At 36.8% G+C, this 26045-nt stretch carries 25 protein-coding genes; 6 read left to right on the forward strand and 19 right to left on the reverse strand.

The window, feature by feature from the left end; genetic code table 11:
* Positions 1 to 37 precede the first annotated feature (37 nt).
* The 3 genes from ACOZBY_RS14815 to ACOZBY_RS14825 all read right to left on the reverse strand — a co-directional run bounded on the left by ACOZBY_RS14815 (position 38) and on the right by ACOZBY_RS14825 (position 2062).
* A complete protein-coding gene (locus ACOZBY_RS14815) occupies positions 38 to 289 on the reverse strand; it encodes a hypothetical protein (RefSeq protein ID WP_012295803.1) in 252 nt (83 codons plus the stop codon).
* Between the two features lie 51 nt (positions 290 to 340).
* Positions 341 to 1099, reverse strand: coding sequence for a membrane protein insertase YidC (yidC, locus tag ACOZBY_RS14820; protein ID WP_012295804.1), 759 nt, complete (start codon positions 1097 to 1099; stop codon positions 341 to 343).
* A gap of 168 nt (positions 1100 to 1267) precedes the next feature.
* Complete coding sequence (locus tag ACOZBY_RS14825; RefSeq protein WP_031416499.1) at positions 1268 to 2062, reverse strand: helix-turn-helix transcriptional regulator; 795 nt, start codon at positions 2060 to 2062, stop codon at positions 1268 to 1270.
* A 505-nt stretch (positions 2063 to 2567) separates the two neighbouring features.
* On the opposite strand from ACOZBY_RS14825, the gene ACOZBY_RS14830 reads away from it, so the two are divergent.
* From ACOZBY_RS14830 to ACOZBY_RS14840, 3 genes are all read left to right on the forward strand, one after another.
* On the forward strand, positions 2568 to 3218 hold the full coding sequence (locus ACOZBY_RS14830; RefSeq protein WP_008177095.1) for a LytTR family DNA-binding domain-containing protein: 651 nt from the start codon (positions 2568 to 2570) through the stop codon (positions 3216 to 3218).
* 349 nt (positions 3219 to 3567) lie between these two features.
* Positions 3568 to 5088 carry a succinate CoA transferase gene (locus ACOZBY_RS14835; protein ID WP_031416501.1) on the forward strand — a complete coding sequence of 507 codons (1521 nt, stop codon included), beginning with the start codon at positions 3568 to 3570 and terminating at the stop codon, positions 5086 to 5088.
* Between the two features lie 121 nt (positions 5089 to 5209).
* On the forward strand, positions 5210 to 6352 hold the full coding sequence (locus tag ACOZBY_RS14840; RefSeq protein WP_031416502.1) for an MFS transporter: 1143 nt from the start codon (positions 5210 to 5212) through the stop codon (positions 6350 to 6352).
* A 17-nt stretch (positions 6353 to 6369) separates the two neighbouring features.
* On the opposite strand, the gene ACOZBY_RS14845 is transcribed toward ACOZBY_RS14840, so the two are convergent.
* The 12 genes from ACOZBY_RS14845 to ACOZBY_RS14900 all read right to left on the reverse strand — a co-directional run bounded on the left by ACOZBY_RS14845 (position 6370) and on the right by ACOZBY_RS14900 (position 18023).
* On the reverse strand, positions 6370 to 6678 hold the full coding sequence (locus tag ACOZBY_RS14845) for a hypothetical protein (RefSeq protein WP_008177106.1): 309 nt from the start codon (positions 6676 to 6678) through the stop codon (positions 6370 to 6372).
* Between the two features lie 440 nt (positions 6679 to 7118).
* Complete coding sequence (locus tag ACOZBY_RS14850; protein WP_012295809.1) at positions 7119 to 7400, reverse strand: GNAT family N-acetyltransferase; 282 nt, start codon at positions 7398 to 7400, stop codon at positions 7119 to 7121.
* Positions 7401 to 7532: 132 nt separating this feature from the next.
* Positions 7533 to 8447 carry a DUF1002 domain-containing protein gene (locus ACOZBY_RS14855; RefSeq protein ID WP_012295810.1) on the reverse strand — a complete coding sequence of 305 codons (915 nt, stop codon included), beginning with the start codon at positions 8445 to 8447 and terminating at the stop codon, positions 7533 to 7535.
* A gap of 137 nt (positions 8448 to 8584) precedes the next feature.
* A complete protein-coding gene (locus ACOZBY_RS14860; protein ID WP_012295811.1) occupies positions 8585 to 9442 on the reverse strand; it encodes a CvfB family protein in 858 nt (285 codons plus the stop codon).
* A 29-nt stretch (positions 9443 to 9471) separates the two neighbouring features.
* Positions 9472 to 9891 carry a transcriptional regulator MntR gene (gene mntR, locus ACOZBY_RS14865; RefSeq protein ID WP_008177112.1) on the reverse strand — a complete coding sequence of 140 codons (420 nt, stop codon included), beginning with the start codon at positions 9889 to 9891 and terminating at the stop codon, positions 9472 to 9474.
* Positions 9892 to 10013: 122 nt separating this feature from the next.
* Positions 10014 to 10316: a late competence development ComFB family protein gene (locus ACOZBY_RS14870; RefSeq protein WP_031416504.1), complete on the reverse strand. Its 303-nt coding sequence runs from the start codon at positions 10314 to 10316 to the stop codon at positions 10014 to 10016.
* Between the two features lie 164 nt (positions 10317 to 10480).
* The gene (locus ACOZBY_RS14875) at positions 10481 to 12604 is read right to left on the reverse strand and encodes a heavy metal translocating P-type ATPase (protein WP_416277840.1); all 2124 of its coding nucleotides are present in this window, start codon (positions 12602 to 12604) and stop codon (positions 10481 to 10483) included.
* A complete protein-coding gene (locus ACOZBY_RS14880; RefSeq protein ID WP_008177117.1) occupies positions 12585 to 12956 on the reverse strand; it encodes an ArsR/SmtB family transcription factor in 372 nt (123 codons plus the stop codon). The genes ACOZBY_RS14875 and ACOZBY_RS14880 overlap by 20 nt, the downstream gene beginning before the upstream one ends.
* 144 nt (positions 12957 to 13100) lie before the next feature.
* Complete coding sequence (locus ACOZBY_RS14885) at positions 13101 to 15470, reverse strand: penicillin acylase family protein (RefSeq protein WP_012295814.1); 2370 nt, start codon at positions 15468 to 15470, stop codon at positions 13101 to 13103.
* A gap of 315 nt (positions 15471 to 15785) precedes the next feature.
* Positions 15786 to 16541: an exodeoxyribonuclease III gene (locus tag ACOZBY_RS14890; RefSeq protein ID WP_012295815.1), complete on the reverse strand. Its 756-nt coding sequence runs from the start codon at positions 16539 to 16541 to the stop codon at positions 15786 to 15788.
* A 53-nt stretch (positions 16542 to 16594) separates the two neighbouring features.
* Positions 16595 to 17509 carry a UDP-N-acetylmuramate dehydrogenase gene (gene murB / locus ACOZBY_RS14895; RefSeq protein ID WP_012295816.1) on the reverse strand — a complete coding sequence of 305 codons (915 nt, stop codon included), beginning with the start codon at positions 17507 to 17509 and terminating at the stop codon, positions 16595 to 16597.
* A gap of 208 nt (positions 17510 to 17717) precedes the next feature.
* Positions 17718 to 18023, reverse strand: coding sequence for a winged helix-turn-helix transcriptional regulator (locus ACOZBY_RS14900; RefSeq protein WP_012295817.1), 306 nt, complete (start codon positions 18021 to 18023; stop codon positions 17718 to 17720).
* Positions 18024 to 18380: 357 nt separating this feature from the next.
* Between ACOZBY_RS14900 and ACOZBY_RS14905 the strand changes: the two genes are divergently transcribed.
* Positions 18381 to 18908 (forward strand): YceI family protein, encoded by a 528-nt coding sequence (locus tag ACOZBY_RS14905; protein WP_031416508.1) that lies wholly within the window; start codon positions 18381 to 18383, stop codon positions 18906 to 18908.
* A gap of 35 nt (positions 18909 to 18943) precedes the next feature.
* On the forward strand, positions 18944 to 19315 hold the full coding sequence (locus ACOZBY_RS14910) for a DUF2500 domain-containing protein (RefSeq protein ID WP_099805352.1): 372 nt from the start codon (positions 18944 to 18946) through the stop codon (positions 19313 to 19315).
* Positions 19316 to 19336: 21 nt separating this feature from the next.
* On the opposite strand, the gene ACOZBY_RS14915 is transcribed toward ACOZBY_RS14910, so the two are convergent.
* From ACOZBY_RS14915 to ACOZBY_RS14925, 3 genes are all read right to left on the reverse strand, one after another.
* Positions 19337 to 21697 carry a bifunctional 2',3'-cyclic-nucleotide 2'-phosphodiesterase/3'-nucleotidase gene (locus ACOZBY_RS14915; RefSeq protein WP_036217631.1) on the reverse strand — a complete coding sequence of 787 codons (2361 nt, stop codon included), beginning with the start codon at positions 21695 to 21697 and terminating at the stop codon, positions 19337 to 19339.
* Positions 21698 to 22001: 304 nt separating this feature from the next.
* Positions 22002 to 22628: an FMN-dependent NADH-azoreductase gene (locus ACOZBY_RS14920; RefSeq protein WP_036217634.1), complete on the reverse strand. Its 627-nt coding sequence runs from the start codon at positions 22626 to 22628 to the stop codon at positions 22002 to 22004.
* A 194-nt stretch (positions 22629 to 22822) separates the two neighbouring features.
* Positions 22823 to 23530, reverse strand: a complete 708-nt coding sequence (locus ACOZBY_RS14925; protein ID WP_031416513.1) for a DsbA family oxidoreductase — start codon at positions 23528 to 23530, stop codon at positions 22823 to 22825.
* 125 nt (positions 23531 to 23655) lie between these two features.
* Between ACOZBY_RS14925 and ACOZBY_RS14930 the strand changes: the two genes are divergently transcribed.
* A complete protein-coding gene (locus ACOZBY_RS14930; RefSeq protein ID WP_099805353.1) occupies positions 23656 to 25035 on the forward strand; it encodes an FAD-dependent oxidoreductase in 1380 nt (459 codons plus the stop codon).
* Positions 25036 to 25070: 35 nt separating this feature from the next.
* Here ACOZBY_RS14930 and ACOZBY_RS14935 read toward each other — a convergent pair whose 3' ends face one another.
* A complete protein-coding gene (locus tag ACOZBY_RS14935; protein ID WP_036164801.1) occupies positions 25071 to 25997 on the reverse strand; it encodes a manganese-dependent inorganic pyrophosphatase in 927 nt (308 codons plus the stop codon).
* Between the last annotated feature and the right edge of the window lie 48 nt (positions 25998 to 26045).

The following is a 26045-nucleotide window of genomic DNA, read 5'->3' on the forward strand; positions in this document are numbered from 1 at the left end:
TTTTCAGGTGTGAAATTCTTTTGATATTTTGTCAATATTAGTCTGTAAGAATAATGATGAATACGATGATTGAAGCTACCGCAAAAAAGATCGCCATATATTTCATCCATTTTGCTTCTTTTCCATAACCTTGTTCTTCAAAACTTTTTGCTCTAAAGCCATTGGACAAGGCAAACATAATCGTCATTGCAAGTACAGCGAAATTAAATTTCCCTATAATAATAAATACAAGTGCCGCAATACTAAATATAGCGACTAAAATTGATGATAGCCATTTTCTGTTCATCATGTTGTCCCCCTAAAAAAATCGAGGCAACAAAGGCGCCTCGACATGAATGAATTATTTTGCTTTTTCTGGATGTTGCGAATAATATTTACGGCCAATATATGTTTGAAGAATTAACAACGCACCACTGACTGACCAATATAAAGGTAATGCTGCCATTGATGACATTGAAATAAAGACAATCATAATTGGTGAAATATAAATAAACATTTTCATTTGGGCTTTTTGCTGCTCAGGTACAGTCCATAATGATACTCGTGCCTGAACGAGATATACAACACCCGCTACAATCGTCATGACGATATCAGGTGACCCTAAGCTAAACCATAAAAATTCATGTGACTTCACATCTGTTGAATATAAAATCGAGAAATAAAGACCCATAATAATTGGCATTTGGATTAACATTGGTAAGCATCCCATATTTAATGGATTAATGCCATGCTTTTGATAGAGAGCCATCATTTCTTGTTGATATTGCGTTTGCTCTTCTTTTGTCTTAGCTTCTTTCATTTTTTTCTGAACTGCTTCCATCTCAGGCTTAAACGCATCCATTTTTGTTTTCATCAATTGTTGTTGACGATAATTTTTCAACATAATCGGCATTAAGACTAAACGGATGAGTACGGTAATCGCAATGATTGCTAAACCATAACTACCTGCAAAGATATCGTTCCCGAAAAATTCCAGTAAAAATTCCATAGGTTTTACAAAAATACTATAGAAAATACCTTCTTTGTTTTGCACTGCTTGACAGCCACTAAGAACAAAAACAGCTAGCCCAAGCATTGAAAATAGTTTCAAATTTTTCATTTTTCCACCTACTATAATTTATCAACTACTGTGAAGTATACCTTATAGGGTCTGTCTTTATCAAATAGCAAGTGCTACTATTTATGTTTGTTATTTTCATAAAAAAAAGGTGCGAGCTTTAGCAATATGACTAAACATCTCCGCACCTCTTATTTTTTTATTCAAAAGCTATGCATTTTGTAATTCTGTCTCAGCCATTTCAAATCGATAAAATTCATGATGAAGTTCATCTCTAAAATGCTTTGGCGTAACACCCGTATATTTTTTGAAGATTCGTGTAAAATAACTTTGGTTACAGAAATGGAATTGATCAGATATAGATGTAATACTTTTGTTTGTATGTCGTAAATAATATTGTGACTCTTCTACACGTCGAACATTTAAGTATTCAACTAGTGTAATACCTACATGTTCTCTAAAAATACGCGATAAATGACTAGTACTTATATGGAAGTTGTTAGCTATACTTTCCACGGTTAAATCATTCTCCAATTCATCATTTATAAACATGATCACCTTGTTGACAGTTTGATGTCGGAAAGTCGGTTGTTTGCGATCTGCAATAAAATAAACAAAGAAATCAATTAAATCATCGGCAAATTGCAAAAATTCTGCGTCTTTCATTTGGTTTTCAATCATGTCATTACAAGCAATATTGAAAGCAAATGCCTTTTTCGAAGGTACTTGATTGTCTAGCAATTTTCGAGCAACAATCGAAGACAAAACAGAAAAATAACCTCGAACAATTTTAATGACCTGTTTACCAAAACGGATTGAAAGAATATCAATTAACTCATGTAAAGATTTCTTCGCTTTGGCGGATTCTAAATGGTAAATTTCAAAAATTAATTTCGACTCAATATTAAAAAATTCTTCGACGCCGATATATTGATTTATATTATCGATTTCTTGGAAGTATCTTTTGGAAATCGTTTCTGACATAGAATGTTGATGTAGTTGCATAATCTTCCCCATCTTTCCTCAGAGTGCACGAACTGCATTACAATATTTGACATCAATCCCAATTGAATAAAAATAAGAAAATAGTATTTATTAATTTATCTTAAGAACTGAGTCCTATTTCACATTTTTTCAAAAAAACAACCTTATAAATAACCTAACTTAAACACCAGAACACAAGAAAATAGACTATACAGTGAATTTTACCATATTCTGCGATTTCCTTTCAACCACATTTTAATTGCTACTCTAGTTCTAATTTATCACATAGACATAGTAGAAACCTTGTAAACTTAATCCTAACAATTAAATTTTACCATATACCTATCAAAATAAATTAGTCATTATATAAATTTATTTACAAATTATACAAGACAAATTACACCATTATAATGAGTCAATCGACATTTTTCTATTTTATTCCTAAATCTTCTCTATATAATTTATACGATTATGTAGTAAAATAGATGATAATACTATTTTTAAAAGTTTAGACGAGGTGTTTAAAGTGGAACCAAAACAAATAGAAGAAATTATGGAGATCATTAAGGAATTCTTCCCAGAGAATACTTCCATTGCTATCTCTGATACCAATGAGTATTTGTATTACCAGCCAAGTAAAAAAGTTGATTTAAAGATTAAACCAGGCGATCCTATTAAAGAAGGTTCAGCGGCTCACAAAGCCCTAAGCTATGGTCAAAAAATTAGCTCTTACATCGAACCTGATGTTTTCGGTGTAGCCTATTACGGTATGAGTATTCCTTTAATGGAGGAAGGCGAAACTAAAGGAGCTATTACTGCTATCTTCCCGCAAAAACCATCAGCATTCTTAACAAACTACATTACAATTAAAATCGATGACTGCTGGTACCCAATTAAGCACGATCAAGTAATTTATTTAGAAACACAGCTCCGTAAAACATTTGTTAAAACAATGTCTCGTGAAGGTTATCACCGTTTAAACCTAAGTGATCTAGAGCTATTTTTAGCACCTGATTCATTTATTCGTTGTCACCGCTCTTACATCGTTAACATTGACTACATCGATGAAATTCAACCAGATTCTCACTCAACGTTTTTATTAATTATGAAAGATGGTACTCGTATCCCTGTTAGCCAACGCTATGCAAGCTACTTCCGTCGTTCTTTAGGTTTCTAATTATAAGTACAGCGAGCAATGTATGTGGATTGTTCGCTGTATTTTTTGATGCCTATGAAACCTCCTTTTGTCCCCTATTAACAATTTTCGCATAGTTTTAATGTGTAAATCACCTATATTTATACAGCTCTACAATAAAACGTTTTCTCTGTCGAAAAATCATCTTAATGCTCGATTTTCCTTTTTTTACTCAATTTAATGCTATTCATAAAGTAATTGTGACAATTTGGTGATAGTATTATTCAAATGGTTGGAGTCATACTACAACTGAATAAACAGAAAATTCTCAAATGTTTTTTCTAGTTTTGTAATCGGTTTCCATCAAAATTATTTAGGGGAGGATTTTTTTATGGATGCAAATGTTCAAAAACGCCTAGGTTTAAAAGAACTTGAGAGTAAAATTGTCACTGCTGAAGAAGCAGCAGCACTTATTTCTAACGGTGATGTAGTTGGGATGAGTGGTTTTACTCGTGCTGGGGACGCAAAAGTTGTGCCAATGGCTTTAGTTGAGCGAGCTAAAAATGAAGAATTCAAAATTGATGTATATACAGGTGCATCATTAGGACCAGAAGTGGATAAGTACTTAGCAGAAGCTGGTGCCATTCGTAAACGTGGACCATTCCAAGGAGACGCTGGTATCCGTAATTTAATTAACTCTGGGGATGTTTTATATGTAGATGCTCACCTTTCTCATAATGCTGAGCTAGTGCGCCAAGGAATTATCGGACCAATCAAGTATTTAATTCTTGAAGCGGTTGCTATTACTGAAGATGGATTAATTATTCCAACAAACTCTGTAGGTAACTCACCTATCTTTGCAGAATATGCAGAAAATATTATTATCGAGTTAAACATTTCACACCCAGAAGCCTTAATCGGCATCCATGATATTTATGTACCTGGTGAACAAGGTAAGCGTGAAGCTATTCCAATGACAGACGCTATGCAACGCATTGGTGATATCGGTATTAAAGTGGATCCAGCTAAAATTAAAGCAATTGTTATTTCTGAAGAGCCAGATGCTCCTTCATTAATCGTACCTCCAGATGAAGAAACACAAACTATGGCAAACATTTTATTAGACTTCTTCAGCGATGAAATTAAAGCAGGTCGTTTAACAAAACAATTAATGCCATTACAATCTGGTGTTGGTTCTGTTGCAAACGCTGTACTTGATGGCTTTGCAGATTCAGAATTTGAAGATTTAATCGTGGCATCAGAAGTACTTCAAGATGCAGTATTTAACTTAATCGATGCAGGTAAAGTTAAATTTGCCGCTGCCACTTCAATTACACTGACTGAAGAATTACAGCAAAAAGTATATGGCAATTTAGAAAAATATGCTGATAAAATTTGCTTACGTCCACAAGAAATTTCTAACCACCCTGAGCTTATCCGTCGTTTGGGTCTAATCTCAATCAACACAGCTCTTGAGTTAGATATCTATGGTAACGTAAACTCAACGCATGTCTCTGGTACTCGTATGATGAACGGTATCGGTGGTTCAGGAGACTTCGCTCGTAACGCACGCCTTGGTATTTTTGTTACAAAATCATACGCAAAAGGTGGAGCAATTTCTTCTATCGTACCAATGGTATCTCACGTTGACCATACTGAGCATGATGTAGATGTTATCGTAACAGAACAAGGTATCGCTGACTTACGTGGTCTTGCACCAAAAGAACGTGTACCTTTAATTATTGAAAACTGTGCACACCCAGATTATAAAGAGCAATTATGGGATTACTACAACCGTGCTGTCGAAGCAACTGGTAGCCATCAAACACCTCACCTTTTAGAGGAAGCACTTTCTTGGCATGTAAACCTTGCTAAAAACAAAACAATGAAAAAAGAAGTTTCAAAAGCTTAATCTTCAATTTTCAGGACGCCTACTAAGTGAAAACTTATTGGGCGTTCTTTTTTATTGGAAATGTTATAATAGGAATATATGCAACTAACTTACTAATTTGTTCTAATTCATGGGAGGAGCTATGAAAAAATTTATTTATGTCATTATTTTCTTTTCTTTTTTCGACCTATTTACCCAGCTACCTGTTATGAGTACATATGCAGAGTCTTTAGGAGCATCAGCATTCCTTACAGGCCTTGCAGTAGGTATGTATTCGTTATCCAATACATTTGGTAATATCATTTCAGGCTTTTTAACGGATCGCAAAGGACCTTTTATCATACTCATTGTTGGTCTCTTAACAACAGGTTTATCGTTAACACTCTATAACTTAATAGAGGAGCCTATTGCGCTTTTAGGAGTCCGATTTATTCATGGACTTGTTGCAGGCTTCATTGTACCTGCCGCCTTTACCTTTCTAGCAAACGCTACCGAACACGAAAAAAGAGGTAAGGGCAGTGCTATATCTGGCGCATTTGTTGGTATTGCTGCCATTATTGGCCCTGCTTTTAGTGGCATTCTAGCAAGCCGAACAAGTGTCCCATTCGTTTTTAACATCACTGCAAGCTTTATGCTTATATTAGGGATCCTTTCTTTCTTTTTACTAAGAGCAAATCAAGTAAAAAAAGAGAAATCGGCACCAAGTACATATATTCCGATAAGTGTATTCTTTAATAATCCAGGAACATTAAAGGCATTTTCAGGAGCCTTCTTCTTAATGTTTTCACAAGGTGTAATCGCCTATCTTCTACCGCTCAAAGTCCAATCTTTAGGCTTTGACTCCCGTTTAAGTGGCACATTGATGAGCACATTTGGTATTATCGCTGTACTCGTTTTTCTATTACCAACTAATCGTATTTTTGATAAAGTAAATCCCCTAAAAACATTGTCACTTGGTATTGGATTAATGGGATTAAGCCAATTATTAATTAGCCAAGCGGATTCTAGCTCTTTACTTTACTTAGCAATGGCATGTTATGGAGTAGGGTTTGGATTCCTTTTCCCTTCCATAAATTCACTCTTAATAGATTCCACAACCGCTGAAATACGAGGAAAAGCATATGGTTATTTCTATGCATTTTTCTCTCTTGGTGTAGTAATAGGGTCTTCCTTGTTAGGATGGCTATCACTTGGAGTGATTAGCGGCTTTATCTTTACGGGAATTATATTATTAATATTTGCAATAGCAATCCTACTCCCACACAAAAGACCTTCTCATACATAGATGAGAAGGTTTTTTGGTTATTTTTCCTTGTCTTGAATTTCCTCATTATAGAAGTGGACACCAGTATGTCCTCCACCTTCAGCTACCATCTCATTTGAGGCAATCTTCGTTGGAGAAGTACCAGCCTCTGTTGCCACCTCTGTTGATACGCGTTCTGCAATATTGTCATGCATATCCGGCCCTGTTGTCAGATAAGATTCTAATCTTGATTTCATATTATTAAACATCGATAGTGCTTTATCACGGTTCTCTTTTTTACTTAAATAAGATGCTGCTAATCCCGCTAATCCTGCAATGACAACACCTGTTCCTTTTCGTTTAGCCATATTTATTACCTCCTAAAAATATAGAAACTAGCTCTGTACTATAGTTTTTCCCTATTCTTAGAAGAATAAACATTTATTTTTTTATCTCTATCTGCATATATATAAAAATAAAAAGTATACTTGCTTAATATCCGCCGTACTTATCATTCTTCTATTAAAATTCAGCATAATTTTCGACATTTATCATAATTATATAATTATTTATGATTACAAAAAGCAAGTAATGGGAATTAATGAATTAATACTTAAAATAGGAGCGTGATTATAATGAAGGAATTCGATTTAGCGTACGATTGGGTAGACATGGCTTCATTAGTAGGTGGGGCAGGCCTTTTAACCATACTAATTTATGGTGTCATTCTTTTGTAAGGAGCTGCTTAAATGATTTACTTTAGTAATTAAAAGGCAATCCGCTTACCTATAAGCAGATTGCCTTTATTTTATCGTTTTACATCATTATATGCATCTGATTTGGCAAAGGCAGCTACTACATAGGAACAAACAGCTTCCATCTTGTAGTCGTGTTGACGTGCATATTGGGCTGCCTGATCAAGCAATTGTTTGGCCACCCCTTGACCGCGGAGCTTATCTGATACATATGTGTGATCCATTACCATTACTTGCCCATTTTGCTGCCAAGTAATTTCGGCAAGCCTTTCCCCTGCTTGCTCATTCAAAAATGCAAATTTATTTCCTGCTAATTGCTGTAATTGGAATTCCATTTCTCACCACTCCTTTTATTCATAGTACCATAGCTTTTTGTATTTTCACAAAGCTTGCGACTCTTCTAAATAAAAAGAATCTGTCTACTCATTCTAGTAAATGAGTATGACGGATTCTTTTATTTTTCATTGTTAGTTAAACCAAGAAGATATAGTATCTTTTAGATTAGCAAAGAAGGTTTTCACACTTTCCCAGAATCCTTTATCCTCCATGAGAGAGCCAAACTTCTCCTGAATCGTATTACTAATATCGTTTAACTGTTCAGACCATTTACTAAAATCAATATCCAGTTTACTGATTTTATCCATCAAATCTACGAGCAATTGACGATCCTTTTCACTTAAATTAATTTCCAGCTTGTTTAATTGCTCTTGAACGATCTTTTCAACGTCTTCACGTGTAGCTGGCTTTGTTTCAGCAATTTGCTTTTTAATTTCGGTTAGTAATTCAGCAACCTTTGCATCATCCACACCTGCAGATTCAGCAATAGATGTTGCAACTGATAACTCTTCATTTGCTACATCTGTTCGTTCAATATCAAGCGTTTCACCTGTAGTGACCTCGTAGGCCTTGTAAATACCTACTAACGCTGAATGCCCTGTTACCGCCTTAGGTGCAGCCACCTGTACTGTGGCATCTTCAATCCCCGCCGTTAACATGGCATTCGCGTACATTTCAGATGTCACCTGTGTAATATTTGTGGGTGTGACAATTTCTATTACTAGACCGTCCCCTGCATCTCTACGCGTAATTTTAGCAGAAGAATACATGCGGGAACTTGAATTACTATCTTTAATGTATTTAACTAAATCCTGACCTGATACCGTTATTTCTTCGATTTCAGGCTCTTCACTTACTTTTAATGATTTCTTTACTGATTCTTTTTCAGCTTCAGATAAATTTGCCCCATATACAACGATTGGTACGCCTAACTTTTCATCAATTGCTTTCGGAGGCGTATTATCAGCTGCAAACCCTGTTGCTGGTGCCATCACACCGAATACTAACATAGTAGCTGTTAGAATTTTAATCCAAGCTTTTTTCAAATCGTGTGACCCCTTTCGATAAAACCTCATAATTAGCCCGTATAATGTATACCACTATACAGTTATTAGTACGTAAAAAAGAAGAGAAGGTTTCAAGGATGTCTCTTATCGCTTGTCTTTGGTTTATCAATCGTCCACTAGGCTTCTTCCGTCCAGCCGTCCTGTTGCTTCACTTTACCAGCTTTCATCAATGTTCCTAATGCACGTTTAAAGGCACCCTTACTCATATGAAACATTTCTTGAATTTCTTCAGGAGAGGACTTATCACCAAATGGCATTTTGCCCCCAACATCCTGTAGATAGCTCAAAATTTGCTGTGCATCATCGGAAAGACGCTCATGTTTTCGTGGCAAAAGAGAACCGTTCATGGAGCCATCTTCTTTTACATCAATAATTCGAACTACTACATCTTGTCCCAAGCGTGGCTCCGCACTGCGCTCTGATTCATGTACAAAAATACGATATGGATGTTCTACACCTAGTAAAAACGAGCCAACTGGTAACAAACGATATGGACGTGCCTGAATGTTTTTATTATGCAAATCTTCAAATGCACCTTCATATAGCTCAGAAATCTTCTCTTCCGTTGCTAATCGCCCAAATAAATCACCGTTCCGGTCTGTTCGTAGTGTCATAAATAAATGATCACCTGGAACCGGCCACACCTCTTTTAATGGTGGTAAATCCTCTGCTTTTACTAATACTTCACGGGAGGAACCAATATCTACATAAGCCCCTTCACGTTCTACTACTTTTAGCACTCTTGCCCAACCATATTCTCCTTGTGTAAAAGCTGGAATAGCTGTTGTAGCGGCTAGGTCTCCTCGTCGATCTACAAATAAAAATACTTCAAGGCGATCACCTACTGTTAGCGGCTCTGTTACCTCTGAAGCATTTAAAGGTAGTTCTTCAACTCCATTTGTTAAAATCCATTTGGATGTTTGTTGCTCTAATACCGTTAATGTAACGACTTCACCTGATTTTAATGCGTCCATATTGTCTCCCTTTCCCTCACACCATCTTTTTATAGATTGTGCTGTGTCTTTGATGCCTCTAATTTTTTCACGATGTCTGGATTCTCTTCCATTACTTGCACAAGATCTGCTATACGATCGATTGAATTCCAACTTAAATGATGCTCTATTCCTTCAACATCATTATATATACGCTCTTCATCCACACCAATCATTCGTAAGAACTGCTCGAGCAATTCATGACGCTGCACAAGACGCTTACCAAGCTTTTCACCTTTCGGCGTCAATGTCAGTCCACGGTATTTTTCATAAACTAAATAACCATCTTTATCTAATTTTTGAACCATTTTTGTAACAGAAGAAGGAAGAACAGATAATGCTTCAGCAATGTCAGACACTCGCGCATATCCTTTGTTAGCGATTAGTAAATAAATTTGTTCGATATGGTCCTCCATACTAGGTGTTGGCATATCTTTTTCCCTCTCTTTCCTTTTCTTACTCTCTAGTTTACTACAAGCTTGGCTTAAAAGTTAACTGAAAATACATATGCCAGAAAATCACTACCTGTACAACTTAAAAAGAGCCTCTTCATTTAAGAAGTAGGCTCCACTTTGTGTCGAGGATACTTATTTACCACATGTAACGCGTGAATAATCTCTTTGTTAATGCGCTCAATACTTTCAGGAGTATTCATTTCCTTAAATGCCTCGTCTCTAGCTTCCATTGATGTAACATACTTACTCGGCAATGCATTTAGTGTAAGTGCCACCGTGTCGAGTTCACAGGTTTCGCATTTACAAAATGTTTGATATTCCGGTCCTCGTAGTAAAAAGCTTACTAAACCACGCACAATCTCTTCTGTAACATTTACTAAAATAGGATCTGACTTATTCAAACTTTCGCCTCATTTATATTGAATGCTTACATTACTCCTGAAACTATAATAGCCTTTAAAAAGTTCTTTTTCAAGAATCACTAGTAGCATCTATTCGCACAAAATTAGTAGTGTCAAAGTAAGATTAATCTCCTACTTTTTCCTGTTAAATCACATCTTACCTACTACTTTTTTGCTTTTATTAGTCTTAATGAATTAAAAACAACTAATAAGGTTGCGCCCATATCTGCAAAAATTGCAATCCATAACGTTAGCCATCCGGGGATAACTAGCAGCAACGCAATTAATTTTAAGGCTAGGGCAAAAATAATATTTTCTTTGATAATACGTAGTGTTTTTCTGCTTAAGCCAATGGTGTATGGGAGCTTTGTTAAATCGTCACCCATTAAGGCAATATCCGCTGTCTCGAGAGCTGCATCTGTACCTGCTCCCCCCATTGCAATTCCTACATTTGCAGTTGCCAATGCTGGCGCATCATTTACACCATCTCCAACCATTGCTACGGCTCCAAACTGTGCACGTAAATCTTTAATCGCCATTAATTTTTCCTCTGGTAATAAACCAGCACGCACATCTGTTACCTGTAATGATGTAGCAATAGCTTGGGCAGTAGGCTCTGCATCACCTGTTAGCATCACCATATGCTTAACTTTTAGGGCTTTTAATTTTAGCAATACATCCTTACTTTCATGACGTAATTGATCAGCAATCCCAATTAATCCAATGAGTTGGCTTTTCGAAACCGCTGCTACTACTGTCTTACCCTGTTCCTGCAGTTTTTTAACCTGATTTTCTATATTTTTATCGATAGAACCTAGTGTCGAAGCCCATTTCATGCTGCCTACATAAATAATCTGCTGATCAACCGTTGCAAAGGCTCCTTTGCCTGTGACTGATTGGAAATCAGTAGGCACTAGCTCAGATAAATTCTTATCATGTAATCTATTTAATATGGCTTTTGCCAAAGGGTGTTGAGATTGTTTTTCTACTGCAGCTACAAGCTGTAGTACATAGTCCTCTGACCAACCTTCCATTGTCACTATATCTGTGACTGCTGGCTGTCCTTCGGTTAATGTACCTGTTTTATCAAAGGCTACCGCTTCAATATGTCCTAATTGTTCTAAATGAATACCGCCCTTAATAAGGACACCCTGTCTTGCTGCGTTGCCAATCGCAGTGACAATAGCCACAGGTGTAGAAACAACGAGTGCACAAGGACATCCTACTACTAACACCGCTAAACCTTGGTAAATCCAGTGCTGCCAATCACCCATAAATAAAGGTGGAATGATAGCTACTAAAAAAGCAATAATTATAATAGCTGGTGTATAATACTTGGCAAATCGATCAACAAATTGCTGAGAAGGGGCTTTCTCTGCCTGTGCCTCTTCTACAAGATGAATAATCTTAGCAATTGTTGTGTCTTCTACTCGCTTTGTCACACGAACCTCAAGCGCGCCCTCTTCATTTAATGTACCTGCGAATACTTCATCATTCACTGTTTTATTCACCGGAATAGACTCACCTGTTATAGCTGCTTGATTCACTGCAGATAACCCGCTAATGACAATACCATCCATGGCAATCTTTTGCCCAGGCTTTACAATTAAAATATCTCCTATCTCAATGTCTTCCGTCCGCAGTTCAAGCTCATGAAAATGTTCACCATGTGCTCTTTTGATGATAGCTGTTGGTGGAGCGATATCCATCAACCCTCGTATAGATTGTCTTGCCTTATCCATGGAATAGGCTTCAAGTGCTTCACTTACAGCAAATAGAAAGACTACAACTGCCGCCTCTTCCCACTCCCCAATAATAGCAGCGCCAATAATAGCGATAGTCATAAGGGTCTTCATATCAAATTCAAAGCGAGCTAAATTACGGAAGCCCGTTTTAAAAATACCCATTCCCCCTACAAGAATCGCTATGATGAACATGGCTATCGGGATTGGGTTGGTCTCTCCCTGCATAGAAACAAATAAATATCCTAGTATGACAAAGAACAAAGATACCCCTGCCAAAATATTTTCTTTCTTACGGTAAAAAGGTATAGATTTTTCAACTGCTCTCACTGCTGATTGGGACACCTTGATCCCATCAAAAGCACCTGCTTCTTCAATTTGGTTCACACTAATGTTGCCGACTACTGTTATTTTAGAAGCACCGAAATTGACTTGTGCATCCTCCACTTCTGGTATGGCCTTTACATTTTTCTCAAACTTCGCAGCACAGCTGGCACAGGAAAGATTTTGCAATCTGTATTCTTGTTTAGTTGGCGTCGCTACCATTCGCAATCCCCTCTTTCGCATGTTCATAGGCAATTGTTACAATTTGAAATACATGCTCATCCGCTAAAGAGTAATACATTTGCTTCCCTTTGCGGTGTGACTTTGCTAAATTATTATCTTTTAAATAACGTAAATGATGTGATGCTGTTGCGACTGACGAGCCAATAATCGATGCTACATCACAAACACATAATTCATCCTCCACCGTTAAAGCAAAGGCAATTTTAAGTCTTGTTTCATCAGATAATGCTTTTAGAAACTTTGCTACCCCTGATAAATCAGGCATTTGTTGTTGTACCTTGGTGACAGCTTCTTCATGTACTTGAGTCACCTCACAAATTTCTTTCGGCATAGTCTTTCACCTCATTCAAATATTCGTTTGATTGTATTCAATGTAACATATTATTCCATCTTATTCAAATGAATGTTTGAATGTTGTGATTTATATCCTAGTAAAAAAAATTAACGTACTTTATAAGTACGCTAATCTTTTTTGTTACTGCGCTTTTAAATTTAATGTTTTACCTTTAATATCTTCCTGTTTTACAAAAGTTTGATGATAATCACCATTTGCCCAATCAATTACTTGGTCTTGGTACCAATCCGACTTTATATGACCACTTTGACCAGGTCCAACAATATGATAGGCTGAGCCTAAATCACCCACATCCACAACAAAACGCCAAGAAGCACCATGATCCACATTACCAGAAAGATCATTATCTGCAGCCTGTACCGTCACCTTGGAGCCACCAATTGGCACCTTTTTAGCATTAAAATAGGCAGCTAAAATTGGCGAAGCACCTCCTAAAGTATGATTAAAAGTGAGCTGGTGAAAATCGCCCCATGTCCACTTAGAAACATTTTTACCAAATTGATCTTCTAATTGTGTAATAGTAAGCTCAAGTGCCTTGTAAACGGTTGCATCAACCCCACCTTGCTCCTCTATCCAAATACTCTTACCACCTGCATAGGCCGTCCGTAAAAGCTGATCTGTAATATTAAATTTCCCATGCATGATGTTGTACATATCTACAGGCATTTGATCTTTAAACAATACTTCCTGTAATTTGGTCATCAGTGTATGGAATACGAGTGGTGCTCCTGATTCCTTAGCATCAACCATATCCCAATCCTCTAGCATAGCGATAACCTCTGCGTACTTACCATCCTGATCTTGCGCTTTTATCGATGTTAATAAACTAGGAAGGAATTCCCTTGCATAGAGATTATGTTGATCCATTTGCAAGTTCATCATATCCTCAACCGTTATCGAATCATTCGCCTCAAGTACTTCTTTAATCCGTTCAAAACGGTAAGGCTGAGCCCAGAAATCTGTAATGTGATAAGGATATTCCTCTCCTACCACTTGATTATTAGCGGTCGCAATAAAGCCTTCCTTTGGATTCACTACTGTTGGCAGCTCATCCCATGGAATAAAACCCTCCCAACCATAGTCACTAGAATCACCTGGAACTGGCAATTGACCATCGCCTATCTTACGAATAGGGATTTGACCATTTGCTTTATAAGCAATTGTGCCATCCTTCGAGGCAAAAACGAAGTTCTGCGCAGGGGCCTTAAAGTCTTCTAAAGCTTTTTCAAAGTCATCCCAGGATTTCGCTTTATTAAAACCAATTACTGCACGTAATTCTGCAGTCGGCTGAAGTGCTGTCCACTGCATTGAAAATTGTGCAGTTGGCTTGGTATCTTTGAATGCCAGATCCGTCATAATTGGACCATGGCGTGTCACAACCACTTCAAAGTCTACAGTTTCTCCTTCCTTCACTTTAATAGATTCATCACGTATCTCGGCCTGCTCCCACTTCCCATCGTAGCGGAATTGTGTGGAATTATTAGGATTTGGTATTTCAATATATAAATCCTGCACATCTGGGCCAACATTTGTTACACCCCATGCTATATCATCGTTATGACCTAAAATAATACCTGGAATTCCTGCAAAAATGACACCACTAACATTTTGTTGCGGGGACTGCAGATGCATCTGATACCAAATAGATGGAGTACTTAAACCTAGGTGAGGGTCATCCGCCAAAATAGGTGTGCCAGATTTAGTTTTCTCTCCAGAAACAACCCAGTTATTACTGCCATTAAATTCATTAGGCAATAGATTTGGATTAAATTGCCCTACTACCGCAACAGGATTTTGAATATTTGCCTCAATAATAGATGAGGCATTCTCAGGATATTTAATAAATAATTCTTTCGCCTTATCTTCATCAAAATTTTGTAAAGCCCAGTGTCGGAAGGCAAGTGTATTCCAATTCCCCCCCAGATCATAAGCCATATACTTCCCAATCGTTAAAGAATCCACGACGGACCATTCCTCTGGCTCGTAGCCCAATAAAGAAAATTCATAGCTTAAAGTTTTATTTTCCTTAGCCTGTTCAATAAATGCATTTACCCCTTCTGCATACCACTTTAATACTTGCTTGCTTTCCTCATCATAAGCCGCGAGTGATTTCTCAGCGGCATTGCGTAAGCTAAAAGTACGAAAATGTTTGTCCGTATTTATCGTCGCTTCTCCAATAATCTCTGATAATCGGCCACTCGCCTGTCTTCTTGCTAAATCCATTTGAAACAATCGATCTTGTGCTTGAACATAACCTTGCGCGCGATACAAATCAGCATCTGTCTTTGCAAAAATATGAGGAATCCCTTTGTCATCCCTTGTAACCTTCACATCCTGATCTAAAATATTGACTGCTAACTCACCATCAATTATCGGCTTAGATTTATTCATAAACCATGTAAATCCGATAAAAGCTACGATTGCTAAAGTCGCTACGATTCCTGCAATGACGATGAGCCACTTTCTCCATTTGAACTTTCTCTTTTCCACCTTATTACCCCCTCTGTGCACTATATTCCTTACTACCTCTCAAAATCCTTAAAATAATGTCCAAAAGATTATAGCAGGTGGATATTTGTTTTTCATGTAAGTAATTCACTCTATAAATACAATTTTCTGTCAACACCCACTATTAGACTAGTATAAACAATTGGATATACCTAGGCTACAGAGCATTGTTAAAAAACATATCTATCTGTATATTAGCTTCCTTTCATTAGTCTCTTTTTTTGAATGAACTACTATAATTCTATTATTCTTACAAAGAAAAACCGTATTTCCATATAGAAAATACGATTTTAAATGCTAGACATGTAGTTGTAATTCAATGGGACAATGATCGCTGCCCATGATGTGCGGGTGAATAGTTGCTTGGTTTATTTGGTTTTTTAATTGCTCCGAAACAATAAAGTAGTCGATGCGCCAACCGATATTTCGTTCACGTACTTTATTCATATAGGACCACCATGTAAAATGGTCAGTTTCATTTGGATGCTTGTATCTGAAAGAATCTACAAAACCGCTTGCTAAAAGCTCCGAAAATTTTGCACGCTCCTCATATGTAAATCCTGAATTACCTATATTCGATTTAGCATTTTTCAAATCTATTTCAGTGTGTGCAACATTTAGGTCTCCGCAATAGACAACTGGCTTCTTGCTATTCAGGTCTTGTAAATAGCTCGCTAAATGCTCTTCCCAAGTTAGGCGAAGTGGTAATCTCGCTAAATCACGCTGTGCATTGGGTGTATAAACATTTACTAAATAAAAATCTTCATATTCTAAAGTAATAATCCTACCCTCATCCTGAGAATCTTCATCTCCAACTCCATACTTAACGGACAACGGTGTATGCTTTGTAAATATAGCCGTACCAGAGTAGCCTTTCTTTTGAGCATAGTTCCAATATTGCTCATATCCATCTAGCGCAAGCTCCACTTGTCCAGCCTGACATTTAGTTTCTTGGATACAAAAAAAATCTGCCTCTATTTGATGAAAGAAATCTAGAAAGCCTTTCCCCAGACAAGCCCTAATCCCATTGACATTCCATGAAATAAATTTCATCTTATCCTCACTCCTTAAAAAAACGCCCTTCGACTCAAGCGAAGAGCGTTCCATTATAGATCATCACCAACAATTTTAACTTCTGTTTCTAATTCGACACCAAATTTTTCCTTCACAATACGCTGTACCATTTGAATAGTTGCTATATAATCAGAAGCAGTAGCATTGCCTTTATTGACAATAAAACCTGCATGCTTTGTAGAGACTTCTGCACCGCCTACCCCTTTGCCTTGTAAGCCACTATCTTGAATAAGCTTACCTGCAAAATGACCTGGTGGACGTTTAAAAACACTTCCAGCAGATGGATATTCTAATGGTTGCTTTGATTCTCGCTGAAATGTTAAGTCGGCAATCTTCGCATCAATTTCATCTTGTTTGCCAGTAGCTAATTGGAACTCTGAGGATAACACATAATAGCCTTTCTTCGCAATAATGCTTTTACGATAGCCAAGTTCAAGCTCTTCCTTTGACAAGGTTAAAACTTCTCCCTCTTTTGTTAACACCTTAGATGAAACAATAATATCTTTAATCTCACCGCCATAAGCTCCTGCGTTCATAGCCATTGCACCGCCTATTGATCCAGGGATACCGCAGGCAAATTCAAAGCCTGTTAAGGTTGCTTTTGCGGATAGTTTTGACACATCTTTAATCAGCGCACCACTTTGGGCATAAACATGTTCACCATTAATCCGAATTTCATCTAAATTTGAAAATGTAACAACGATTCCTCTATGACCACCATCACGAACAACCATATTAGATCCGTTACCTAACATTAATAAAGGAATATTATTTATATATGCATAGCGAATTACAAATGCTGCTTCTTCTTCTGTATCAGGAAGAACAAAAACATCTGCTTTGCCACCTAATTTTGTCATTGTATATTGTTGTAAAGATTCATCTAACTTAATATTGGCAGGACTAATGCTCTTCGCTAAATCCTTTGCCCATTGTTGTTTTGTCATGAGAGCTAATTCCTTTCTAACGTCCTTCTTACTCTACACCAGTATGGATTTAGAACCCCAATTTGACAAGTAAAATGAAGGGTATTTTTATCTCACATAAAAAGACAGGTAGGTCTTGTGCAGAGATGATGAATATTATAAAGAAAATTGACAGTCATTCCAAGTGTCGTTTTTGGCACAATATTACCTAAAGGACAAAGGACTTATTTTAGAGCCAGCTACTTGCCCATGTTTCAATATTGCGGATAGCCCCTTCTAATGCTTGCCCTTTATCTGTTAATGAATATTCAACTCGTACTGGAACCTCAGAATACACTTTACGTTCAACAAGCCCTTCTTTTTCCAGTTCCTTTAAGCGTTCTGATAATAAACGCCCACTAACAGGTAATGCTGACTCTATTTCATTAAAACGCTGTGATCCATCTAATAATTGATATAATATTAAACCCGTCCATCGTTTTCCAATTAAATCCATTGCTTTAGCTAAACGAGGACATAAAGTTGTCTCATTCATATTTCTTCACCTCTATGTACCTATTGTAACGATTATTAAAGGAAATGTAAATTTAGAGTAACTTATTTACATAACATAATTTATACACTTTTATATACTTAATTACAAAAAGTAACTTTTGAATTTTCGTCTTTTCATAATCACGGCGGAACTTACCATCGTTAAAACATCTGTCCTCCTAATCATAAAATGCCATAGATATCAGTAATGTGACTAACTATTTATTTACGTATTGTAAATGTTCACAGTTTACACTTTTATAGAAGGTTATCCTTTCCTATTTATGAAAAATACATTGAATATGGTATTTGTTTACTTTATTATTCGTTGTAGAATGCTGTTTTAGGGGGTTTTTATATGAAAAAATACACTATTGATGTCAGTCATTCCACACTTAGCTTTTCTGTACGACATATGATGATATCTAAAATTCACGGTACATTCGAATCGTACAACGCTGAAATTGCTGCAGTCAATATTGAGAAAATGCAGGATGCAAGTATTTCTATTACCATTGCAGTGGCTAGTGTCTCCACAAAAAATCATGACCGTGATATACACCTTGTGTCTCCAGACTTTTTTGATGCAGACGTTTATCCAAAAATAGTCTTTACCTCTACATATATTGATAAACAAAATGATAATAATTTTTTGATACATGGGGATTTAACGATTAAAAATATAACAAGGCCTATCGTATTTACAACAGTATATACAGGAAACGGTGTTAATCCTTGGGCACAAGAAGTATATGGCTTTCAGGCAAAGGCACAAATTGATCGCCGTGATTTTAATTTAGTCTATAATACGATTTTAGAAACAGGCGGCGTATTAATCAGTGATGAGATTGACATAGTGGTAGATGTCGAGTTAAGCCCCCTTTAGTTATAGATTTACCTTAAGGAAAGAGGGAACTATAAATGCTATGGTTTCATAACGGGATTACATTTGAATCGAGCTTTATTACAATCGTCTTTTTTATCGTTTTTGGTAGCATCGCTTTCAGCCTTATTAAAGCTACTGTCACCTGGTCTACCAATAATCAATCACAAACCTTTACTAGACCCGTTAAGGTTGTGACAAAACGTACGAATATTCGGGGAGGTTCCAATCATTCTGCGGCATATACTTCTTATTTCATCACGTTTGAAGAACGAAATGGGGAGCGTCAGGAATTAAAAGTGAATGGTCGCGATTTTGGACAGCTAGTTGAGGGTGACACTGGCCTTTTAACATATCAGGGCACTCGCTTTCATACATTTGAAAGACAAAAAAGGGAGAGTAGCGATTAAATCGCACTCTCTCTTTTTGTTTTATTTAATTAAATATTTAGCAAATCCTGCCTCTGTATCCTCTAAATATTCAATGCCACTATTTGCTGAGATAAATTTTTGTGCATCTTTTGCAGATAGATAAACAACTTTTGTCTTAGCTGGGAATGGTACAAATGACCAGTTATTATCCGCAGCAGGGTTAATTGTTTTATTTGCCATAATATAATCAACTACAGCTTGACGATTTTCATAAGCATAGTTTGTTATATTGGAGCCGTCCGTATTTTTAAATGTCGCTCCATACGAACCACCAACACGGTAATTATTTGTAATGATAATAAATTCTTGATTTAAATCAATTGGTTTACCATTATACTGTACATTTTTAATACGGTTTGCCTTTTCATCAACAAGATTACCACGACGGTCATATTTAGATGGAGATGTTACATCAATTTGATAGGTTAAGCCATCTAACACATCAAAATTATAAGAGCGTGCTTCTGGATCAATGATATTTTGCTCTTCTGACTTATTCGGATCAATTGTTGCAAAAATACCTGCAGCCATCTCTAACCACTCTACTGCTTGTGCACCTGTCACTTTAATGGTTGCTACAGTATTATCGTAATGATAAATATCCGCCATATTTTTAATGGCAAGTGGACCAACTGGAATGTTTGTATAATCTAATGGATTATTTCGTGAACCCGCTTTAAAAGGAGCCCCAGCAGAAAGAAGCGGCGTTTTCTCATCCTTCGTTCCCTTTAATTCTTGTTCAATAAACCATTTTTGTGCTTGTGTTACGATTTGAATAGAAGAATCATCTTGCACCATTGAGAAATAACTATGGATTGGCGCAGTTGTTTCACCAACAGGCTGACGAATATATGTTAAAGTGCCTTCATGTGCTTGTTTCACAGCCTTTAACACCGTAGTGGAAGGTTGTAAACCTTCTTGCTTGATTGATTGTAATGACCCACTACCATCAACTACAACCCACTCTGATCCTTGTTGTTCAATTTTTAGGTCAATGACACCAAGATGGCTACCATAGCTACCTGCCATAACAGTTGGAACACCATGAATAGTTCCCTTCTCTTGATCTACATCTTTCAAATCTTTGTAGTCACCTGGGAATGTTAAGTGAGAGTGCCCTGTAATCAAAGCATCAATTCCATCAATTCCAGCTAGTTGATAACCAACATTTTCAGCGCCTTTTACATAAGTATCCTCACCAATACCTGAATGGGAAAGAACAACTATTACGTCTGCTCCAGCCTTCTGCATTTCAGGTACTACTTCTTTTACGGCTTCAACAGGCTCTTGCATGTTAACTTTACCAGCTAAATGAATGGCATCCCATTCAACAATTTTCGTTGGTACAATTCCAGTCACACCAACTTTCAGTGTATGTTTCTTACCTGCATTGTCCACTACTTCTTTATCAAGAATGACATAAGGTGTAAACATACGCTTTTTTGTTTTGGCATCGTAAGTATTAGCATTTACGACTGGATATTTTGCATCATTTAATACTTCATCTAAGAAGTCTAGACCATAGTTGAATTCATGGTTCCCTAAAGTTCCGCCATCGTATTTTAAAGCGTTAAGCGCTGCAATAGCTGGGTGTACTTCCCCTGGCTTTAATACACTTTCTAACGCTTTATAAGAGCCAAGTGGCGTACCTTGAATTAAATCCCCATTATCGAATAATAGTGTGTTAGGATTTTTCGCACGAGCTTGTTCAATTAATGTAGCTGTATTAGCTAAACCTACCTCAGATGACGGAGCATCTAAATAGTAATTATAATTAGCTAAATTTGTATGAATATCTGTAGTTCCTAAAATTTGAAGATCTACTGAGACTCCATGAGATGGTGCCTTGTATTCTGCTACAAAGCGCTCCACAATACTTCCCATTTGCTCATGCGTTACATAGTCACGAGGACGAATCGTATTATCCTCGAACGCTTGAAGGATATTTGCTGCAACAGCATTAGCTAAATCTTGTTTATAAGCTTCAGCAATTTGATCAGCATCCTTAAATTGATCTAAGACCGCAAGGGAAGCATCTTCACTAACAAGTCCACGAGCAGATATAACAAATGCTTGTTGACGTGTTAATTTATCGTTTGGACCAAATGTAGTTGCCGTTTTTCCTTTTATAAGTTTTAACTGTACAGCTTTTTCTACATATGGCGCTAAATCCTTAGAGACATCAGTAAAAGTAAGGGAAGAACCATCACCTATCTCGACATCTAAGCTTTCTACTAATTCTTTTACATAATCAGCGCGTGTAACTTCATTGGAAGCAGCATTAGCAGTCCATCCAAATGGTATCAACGCGAATAAAACTAGTAGCATGGCTAAGAATTTAGTTATTAATTTCTTGTTCATACAACAACCTCCTTATTCATCTAGTATTTTCCTACAAATACTATTATATTAAACTAACTGTATTTTTTACTGAATAATTAGTCCTAATTATATGTATTTTTAAAAGAATGGATTATTACTTTCCTATAAAATCGCATTTTTCTATCATTTTTATTTTCGCACATCCAATAGAATGTTAGGAAATGTAAATTCCGAATATATAGTTAATACCAATATATCCGACCTCAGTGCCACACCATACCTCTGTTCACAAAATAAAAAAAGACCTCTCAAATTTGAAAGGTCTTTTATTAAAAAATATTTTTTATGCGTTTACCGCTTGAAGTGATTGAGCTACTTTTTTCACTTCTTCTAGGCCATTTGCAATAATTTCTTGTGCTTTATCAGGTGATGCATTGTGACCTTCAATAATTACTTCTTCGATAATTTCCATACCAAATACACCGCCTGCTACATTTTTAATGTAGTTTACGGACATTTCCATAGGCTGTGCTTCTGGTAGTGAGTAGTAGCCACCACGAGCATTTAAGATAATCGCTTTTTTATCAGTCATTAGGCTAACCATTTGGCCATCTTCACCGTATTTGAATGTGAAACCTGCTTGGTATACATAGTCAATAAATGTTTGTAAAGGTGCTGGAATAGTTAAATTCCAAAGTGGGAACGCAAATACGACTAAATCAGCTGCTGTTAATGCATCCATCGCTTTTTGTTTAGCAGCTAAAAGACGTGATTCGATGTCTGTTAACTCTCCACCATTTTGTACTTTACCAAACGCATTGAAAAGATCTTGCCCAAAGTATGGCATATCTTCTGCAAATACGTCAAAAGTTGTAACGTTTACACCTTGTACGTTTTCCATAAATGTATCGTACATTTTTGTTGAAATACCGTCTGGACGGTTGTTTGCTTTTACTACTAAAACGTTCATTATATAAAATCTCCCTTAAATCACATAGTCTATTATCTCGAATTCAAGATATATACTTATCTTAAAAAAATTCTTTTAAAAAGTCAACGATACTTTCCTCAGACTTTTGACTGAAATATTAGATAAGATTTTTCACTAAAAGAATAAGAGAGGCTTGATATGTCAAGCCCCTCAGTCATAATAGTATTTTAGCGCTATAATTTACAGTTATCATCTGTACAAACACCAGCGTTACCTGTACCAGCCATTTTCAGACCAGGTTGTAAGCCCTCTTCCTCAGCCACTTTACGTAATGTATCTTCGAATACTTCTTGTGGCTGTGCTCCAGAAATACCATATTTGCGGTTTAAGACAAAGAATGGAACCCCACGAACTCCAAGCTGCAACCCTTCTTGAATATCCGCTTCTACCTCATTTTTAAATTCATCCACAGCAAGAATTTTAGCCACTTGCTCGCGTTGTAACCCTACTTGTTCTGCTATATCTAATAATACTTCCTCTTGTCCAATACGTTTTCCTTCAATAAAATGACTATGCAATAGTGCTTCCACTAATGCCGTAACATCTCCCTGCTGCTCTGCCCATTTAACAAGTCGATGTGCCTTTAACGTATTCTCCTCCATTAGATTGCTAAAATCATAGTTTAATCCTACTTCTTTCGCACGCGCAGTAACGCCCAATGTCATTTCTTTGGCCTTTTCTAAAGACATGCCATATTTTTTTGCTAATGATTCATACACCGTAATATTCGAATCTACTGGGGTATTTGGATCAAGTTGATAACTTTTATAAACCAGCTCCACTTGCCCACCAAGGCCAGTATCTTCAATAGCTTGCTCTAATTGTTTTTTACCAATATAACAAAACGGACATACATAGTCAGACCAAATTTCAATTTTCATTACTTACACTCTCCTTTTGCTACATTGTAGCGATAGACTAAATAACAAGGCAATTTTTATGCTTCATTGCATAAATTCACCAGTACATCTACATACTGAACATAAAAACATTGTGAGGTTTATCTATGACTCAATCTCTTTGGCTCGCTACGTCCGAATCTGTCTCACTATCTTCACTTACTTCATCGACAACTTGTGATGTATGTATAGTCGGAGGAGGCTTAACCGGTCTTTATACAGCCTATGTCTTGGCAAAAGCAGGTGTTGATGTCCTTTTACTTGAGGCGAACACCCATTTTGGTCATGGTACCACGGGCCACTCCACAGGTAAATTAACTGCCCAGCATAATATCGTTTATGCAAACCTTTTAGAAAAACTATCTGTTGATGAAGCACAGCTTTACTACCAACTCAATCAACAAGCCATTGAAAAGGTAACACAATTACTTCCAAAAGGCAGTGTTAAGCAAGTAGATTCACTATTGTATGCTCAAACAAAGGATGGGTATGCGCAATTATTAAAAGAATGGAATGCTTATAAAGTTTTAAATATCCAATCAAAAATCACCACAGAAACGGAGCTTCCCTTCCCCATTAAAAAGGCCTTATGCATGTCCCAGCAAGCTCAAATAAACCCTGTAGAGGTAAGTAATTTTCTTGCCAAAGAAGCACAGGCGATGGGGGCAAAGCTTTATACAAATACACGGGTTCAACAATTAAACATAGCTCAAAATAACTTACATACCGAAAAGAACATGTCGGTTCAATATAAGAAGCTTATTTTGTGCTCACATTATCCCATTGAGGCTTTTAAGGGACTAAAGCTGTTCAAACTATCAAATAGTCGTTCTTATATGGTGGCTAGTAAAATTTCTGAAACTATGCAGGGTCAATATTTATCCGTTGATTTCCCATCCCGTTCCATTCGCACAGCTACAATTAAGAACGAGCATTTTTTAGTACTTGGTGGAGCGAATCATATCGCTGGGGAAACAGTCAATACAGAACCCTACTATGATGCCATTTCAAATGAAATGAAAGAACATTTTGAGCAAGAGCCCATTTATCGATGGTCAGCTCAGGATATCGAGACTCCTGACATCGTTCCTTATGTAGGAAGAATTACAAACTCATTGCCGAACGTATTCATTGCTACTGGCTATAGAAAGTGGGGCATTTCTAATTCCTTTGTTGCTGGTGACATTTTATCCAGCCTAATCACTGGATCGAGAAGTGAAGATGGTGCCATTGCACTCTATTCACCCTCACGTACAAAATTCGGTGCACAATTTATGCAAATGCTTAAAGTTGGCGGCTTTGTCGCAAAAGAGTTTATTACTGGGTATATGAGACATGCCAGTGCCCCAACATGCACGCACTTAGGCTGTAAGACGAAATGGAATGAGGCTGATGAAACTTGGGATTGTCCTTGCCATGGCTCCCGCTTCAACGCTCAAGGAGAAGTACTAGAAGGACCTGCCGTACAACCTTTGAAACTAGATTAAAAAAGAGGCTGTCCTCATAGACAGCCTCTTTTAAATTATTTTAGAGCTTCTGTTAATACTGGCACAATTTGTTTTTTACGAGAAACAACACCTGGTAACACAACACGGTTGTTGATAAGCTCAGCACTGAATCCTTTTGCTGCAGCTTGTGCTACTTGTCCAATTGCTACAGCTGTAGAATCGTTGTTTAAAATATCTGTCACAACGAAGAAGAATAAATCTAAACCATTTTCAGCAACATTTTTATTTAATAAAATCTCTAATTCCTCTTGACGATTAAGTACATCATTAATATCTACAGCATTAACCTGTGCAACAACAGATTTGTACTCACCAAATTGGAATTCCTTAGCATCTAATGATAATAAATCCTCTAAAGATTTATCAGATAGGTCTGCACCTGCTTTTAGCATAGCTAAACCATATTCTGCAACGTCCACATTAGCAATTTTAGCTAGCTCTTCGCCCGCTTTTACATCTTGCTCTGTGCAAGTCGGTGATTTGAATAATAATGTATCTGAAACAATTGCAGATAACATTAAACCAGCAATGTTCGCAGGTATGTCTAAACCGTTTTCGTTAAAAATTTTCTTAAGAATAGTAGCCGTACAGCCTACTGGTTCTGCACGATAATATAGTGGATCAGCTGTTTGGAAGTTGGCGATGCGGTGGTGATCAATTACCTCTGCAATTTGCACTTCCTCAATACCGTCAGCCGATTGTTGGAATTCATTGTGGTCTACTAGAATAACTTTGTCCGCTTCATCAACAACAGAAGAGATTAAACGTGGCGCTTCAAAGCCAAATTTATCTAAAGCAAATTGAGTTTCATTATTAACATCTCCTAGACGTACTGCCTCTGCTTCTTCTCCAATTTGTTGTTTTAAATAAGCATATACGATTGCAGATGTGATCGTGTCTGTATCTGGGTTTTTATGTCCAAAAACTAATACTTTACTCATTGAATTTATTCCTCCTAAAATGACCTTACATTTATCTTTTATTTTATC

This window comes from Lysinibacillus sp. NPDC056220 (assembly GCF_049315265.1).
GTDB classification, from domain to species: Bacteria; Bacillota; Bacilli; order Bacillales_A; family Planococcaceae; genus Lysinibacillus; species Lysinibacillus pinottii.